Source organism: Megasphaera sp. DJF_B143, from assembly GCF_900320625.1.
Lineage (GTDB): Bacteria > Bacillota > Negativicutes > Veillonellales > Megasphaeraceae > Megasphaera > Megasphaera hexanoica.
Genome location: NZ_ONTA01000126.1, coordinates 1 through 4,108, shown reverse-complemented (window position 1 = coordinate 4,108; position 4,108 = coordinate 1). Strand labels below are relative to the sequence as shown.

General features: G+C 53.4%; 5 protein-coding genes. All 5 read left to right on the top strand.

Going from position 1 to position 4,108, the window contains the following annotated elements; all coding sequences use genetic code 11:
* Positions 1-1,019 (top strand): ATP-dependent metallopeptidase FtsH/Yme1/Tma family protein (locus tag DBO31_RS03790; RefSeq protein WP_150824480.1); only part of this gene is annotated, 1,019 nt, incomplete at its 5' end.
* Positions 1,020-1,039: 20 nt separating this feature from the next.
* Positions 1,040-1,576 (top strand): hypothetical protein, encoded by a 537-nt coding sequence (locus DBO31_RS03785; RefSeq protein WP_234995378.1) that lies wholly within the window; start codon positions 1,040-1,042, stop codon positions 1,574-1,576.
* The gene (locus DBO31_RS03780; protein WP_234995377.1) at positions 1,573-2,610 is read left to right on the top strand and encodes an LD-carboxypeptidase; all 1,038 of its coding nucleotides are present in this window, start codon (positions 1,573-1,575) and stop codon (positions 2,608-2,610) included. Before DBO31_RS03785 ends, DBO31_RS03780 begins: the two co-directional genes overlap by 4 nt.
* A 123-nt stretch (positions 2,611-2,733) precedes the next feature.
* Positions 2,734-3,207, top strand: coding sequence for an NUDIX domain-containing protein (locus DBO31_RS03775; protein ID WP_075581807.1), 474 nt, complete (start codon positions 2,734-2,736; stop codon positions 3,205-3,207).
* A partial coding sequence (locus DBO31_RS03770; protein ID WP_150824479.1) for an aminotransferase class I/II-fold pyridoxal phosphate-dependent enzyme occupies positions 3,200-4,108 on the top strand: 909 nt, incomplete at its 3' end. The genes DBO31_RS03775 and DBO31_RS03770, both read left to right, overlap by 8 nt.

The window sequence follows — 4,108 nt, the reverse complement described above, 5'->3', positions numbered from 1 at the left end:
GTGAACGGGAACAGACGCTGAATCAGCTCCTTACGGAAATGGACGGCTTTGATGCCGATGACAGTGTCGTCATTCTGGCGGCTACCAACCGTCCGGAATCACTGGACCCGGCACTATTGCGCCCGGGCCGGTTTGACCGCCGCGTTCCTGTCGAATTGCCAGATCTTCAGGGGCGCGAAGCCATCCTCAAGGCCCATGCACGCAAGGTTAGTCTGGGGCCGGACGTCGATTTCCACACCATTGCCCGTATGGCTGCCGGCGCTTCCGGGGCAGAACTGGCTAACATTGTCAATGAAGCAGCTCTGCGTGCTGTCCGGGACCACCGGGATGCCGTTTGCCAGGCTGATCTGGAAGAAAGTATCGAAGTCGTCATCGCCGGCTATCAGAAGAAGAATGCGATTTTGTCGGATGAAGAAAAGCGGACTGTGGCCTATCATGAAATCGGACATGCCCTGGTAGCTGCTCTTCAGAGCCATTCGGCACCGGTACAGAAAATCACCATCATTCCCCGTACGTCCGGGGCTCTGGGCTATACCATGCAGGTGGATCAGCAGGATAAATATATTCTTTCCAAAGAAGAACTGGAAAATAAGATAGCTACCTTTACCGGTGGCCGCGCTGCGGAAGAAGTCGTATTCGGCCGGGTGACGACCGGCGCTTCCAATGACATCGAACAGGCGACGAAGCTGGCCCGGGCCATGATTACCCGATATGGTATGAGTGATGAGTTTGATATGGTCGCTATGGAAACGGTGACTAATAAGTATCTGGGTGGCGATACGTCTCTGGCCTGCGCACCGGAAACGCAGAAGTACATCGATGCCAAAGTCGTGTCACTCGTCAAGGAACAGCATAACAAAGCCAGAAAAATTCTTTCCGATAACCGCCCCCTTCTGGATGAGCTGGCAAAGTTCCTGTATGAAAAAGAAACGATTACAGGGAAGGAATTTATGGCTATTTTGCGTAAATACTATAAACAGGATGAAGTCAAAGATGCTCCGGAACTGCCGGAAGATTAAATAAGAGAGGCGGAGATAGGATGAAAAACGGCAAGTATGGCAGACGAAACGGAAACATATGGAAAAAGGCAGCCGTCCTGATGAGCCTGGCCTTGTGTCTGGGTGCTGGAAGTGTGCTGCCGGTACAAGCGTATTTCAAGAGCCCGCTGGCCGCCGATTCCCGTTACCGGCCTGTAAATTTCGGCATGGGATACGAAGTATATGTTGATTTGTCGCGTCTGGAAACGATACCGGGACAAGGAGGAGACTGGGTATTTAAAGTCCCTATGTTCAATTCTAAAGAAGATTCTGGACAAATAGAAGGGACGTATACGATTACCTATAAGATAGACCGGAGCAGAGAGGCCTGGGTCTATGATGAAGGGACGCATTCCTGGCAGGCTGTTCCCATGAGCAAACGGATACAGCACAGCCAGATGGCAGATTATGTGGCGGTTAATCTCTGCTATAAAGCAAAAACCGGCAAGTATCTCTATGATGCCGGCCAGTACGCACAAGCCATGGAACGGTATTATCGCGGACCGGCGGTGATGCCGGCTGTGGGAGATGTACCGTGAGGCGTTTTCGTATTTATGGTCTGCTGGCCGTGGTACTGATATCCCTGCTGACAAGTGTCATTGTGGTGCCAGTCTGTGCATACGGTTTGCCTGTCGTCAAAGGACGCCCTCTTCGGCCCGGTGATACGATAGGCATCGTTGCGCCGGCGACACATAGCGAAGATATCGCACTGGCTCCCCATCTGGAAGCACTCCATGCCATGGGGTATAAAACGTGCCTGGCTCCGTCGGCACTGCACCGGTATGGCTATTTTGCCGGTACCGATTCGGAGCGGGCCTTTGATATCAATGAATTTTTCCGCGACGATCGCATCGATGCTATTCTCTGCCTCAATGGCGGATATGGTAGTTCCCGTATTCTGGACCAGCTTGATTATGCCATGATTGCGGCCCATCCCAAGTTGCTGATCGGATTTAGTGATATTACGGCCCTTGAGGCAGCGCTTTATGAGAAAAGCCGTCTCGTGACGCTCAATGGCCCGCTGCTCATCACTCTTCCGGGCAGTCCCTATTCCTCTCAGCAGTTTGAAAAGGCCGTGACCACCTCGGTGCCGCTGGGAGCTGTGACCATGCCGGCCGGCAGAGTCTTACAGACCGTGCTGCCGGGGAAAGCCTCCGGCAGGCTTATAGGTGGCAACCTTTCCGTTGTTGCCTCCCTTGCCGGTACACCGTATGAATTAAAAGGAAAAGGCTGTATTCTGGTTCTGGAAGATGTGGGAGAAGAATCATACCGCATCGATCGGATGCTGAATCAGCTCTGGCAAAATGGGCTGCTACAGCAGGTGGAAGGAATTGTCTATGGCGATTTTACAGACTGTGGCCACGATTCCGGTGATTTTACGACCGATGAAGTGCTGGACTATTATGCAAAGAAAGCCGGAAAGCCTGCTGCCCGGGGATTACCCTTTGGTCACGGGGCGGATAAGGCCTGCATTCCTATAGGCGCAGACAGCGAACTGGATGCCCGGTCCGATGGAACGGCTCAGCTGATTATCAAAGAAGCTCATACGACACAAAAAAACGCATCGAAATGATGAGATGCGTTTTTTTGTGTGTCCGGTCCCGGTTATGGCCGAATCAGGGCTTTTTTTGTTGTCCCGTATTTGTTAAAATAATCTATTATAGTTGTATATGAAAGATGCAGAAAGGAGTGCGCTATGGCACAGGAAGAACGGGTGCATATGGGACTGAGCGTAAAGGCAATGATTTTTCATGCCGGCCGCCTGCTCGTGCTGCAGAAAAATGATTCGGAAGGGTTGCATCACTGGGAATTTCCCGGCGGAGGACTGAGGCGCGATGAGGACTTTGCTATGGCTGTACGCCGGGAGGTCATGGAAGAAACCGGGCTTTCTATTCAGATTCTGGCGACAGCAGGAACATGGAGTTATCAGAAAAAAGACGGCCAGTTTCTGAACGGCGTTATTTTTACGGCTGTGACAGATAAGGAGGACGTACGCCTTTCTCACGAACACTGTGATTACCGCTGGGTGACGCCGGAAGAATTCCGTACGTGTGAACTTCACGGATCACTGAGACGGTCGCTGGACCGGATGCAGGAGGCAGACTATGAGCGGCAGGATTTCCTGCTCCAGCCGTTCCTGCGTCTTCATGGAGTGATTGGACATGAATAAAGAAGCGCAGAAGAGAACTCCTTTTGCCGATGCGTTAGAGGAATATTGCCAGCAGCAGATGGTGCCATTTCATACGCCGGGGCATAAATTGGGGACTGGAGCCCCTTGCAGGGAACAGGCCCTTTTTGGAACAGCGCTGCGGCAGGATTTGGGCCTTATGTACGCTCTGGATGACTTATTTCAGCCGGAAGGCCCGCTCCGGGAGGCGATGGAACTGGCGGCAGATGCCTATGGTGCCGGACGGACTTTCTTTTCCGTCAATGGGACGACGGCCTGTATTGAAGCGATGATTCTGGCTGTCTGCGGGCCCGGTGATACCGTGCTTATTCCAAGAGAAGCCCACCGCAGCGTCCTGAGCGGCCTGATTCTGAGCGGGGCCATGCCAGCGTATATGGAAAGCCGCTATGCCGGCAGGGAAGAAGTTTCACTCGGCCCTGACCCGGCCAGTCTGCAGGCGGCCATTGCGGCTCATGGGGAGGCAAAAGCTGTACTTTTCACCTATCCGACCTACGACGGTCTGGCCGGACGGTTGGCAGAGATGGTACAGATTGCCCACCAGCACGGACTGATTGTACTGGTTGATGAGGCTCACGGGGCGCATCTGGCTTTTCATGAAGACCTGCCGGCAGATGCCCTGGCCTGTGGTGCCGATTGTGTGGCTCAGAGCACGCATAAACTGACGGGATCGCTGACACAGACGTCTATGCTTCACTGCCGCAAGGGGTTCCCGTATACAGAACGGGTAGCGGCAGCTATGGCGCTTGTCCAGTCTACGAGTCCCCATTACTGGTTTCTGGCATCGCTGGATCTGGCGCGGCAGCAAATGGCACTGGAAGGAAGAGCACTGGAAGAGAAGGCACTTTTTCTGGCCCGACAGGCCCGCAAGCAGCTCAATGCCCTG

Excerpts from the sequence above, each read along its gene's own strand:
- DBO31_RS03785 (WP_234995378.1), top strand. The coding sequence starts at position 1,040 with ATGAAAAACGGCAAGTATGGCAGACGAAACGGAAACATATGGAAAAAG.
- DBO31_RS03775 (WP_075581807.1), top strand. The coding sequence starts at position 2,734 with ATGGCACAGGAAGAACGGGTGCATATGGGACTGAGCGTAAAGGCAATG.